The following is a 409-nucleotide window of genomic DNA, read 5'->3' as shown; positions in this document are numbered from 1 at the left end:
CTCCTGGGGCTGAGCCGCGACTCGTGCCTGCAGTTCGACGGCGCCGACCCGGGGTTCCTCGGAGTCGTATGAACCGGCTCACGCAGCCAGACGCCGGTAGCAGATGAGCGCGGCGGCGATGCCGACGAAGGCGAGGAAGTGTTCTGCCTTGCGCTCGTAGCGGCGATGCAGACGGCGGCACCCGGCAAGCCAGGCCACCGTGCGTTCCACGGTCCATCGGTGACGGCCCAGTCGCTGGGAGGACTCGATGCCCTTGCGGGCGATGCGCGGGGTGACGTTCCGAGAGCGCAGCCACCGGCACAGGTGGTCGTAGTCGTACCCCTTGTCGCCATGGAGCTTGGCGGGCCGTCGTCGGCGCGGCCCGCGGCGGGAGCGGATGGGCGGGATGCCGCGCACCAGGGGTTCGAGC

Annotated in this window: 1 protein-coding gene; it reads right to left on the bottom strand. The window is 71.1% G+C overall.

Translation table 11 applies throughout. The features are described 5' to 3' along the window. Positions 1-78: 78 nt before the first annotated feature. Positions 79-409, bottom strand: a 331-nt coding sequence (locus LPA54_RS40560) for a transposase (protein ID WP_228985441.1), incomplete at its 5' end; no start/stop codon positions are given.

Source organism: Streptomyces sp. DH12, assembly GCF_020873895.1.
Taxonomy (GTDB): Bacteria; Actinomycetota; Actinomycetes; order Streptomycetales; family Streptomycetaceae; genus Streptomyces.
This window is presented reverse-complemented; position numbering and strand designations above follow the sequence as displayed.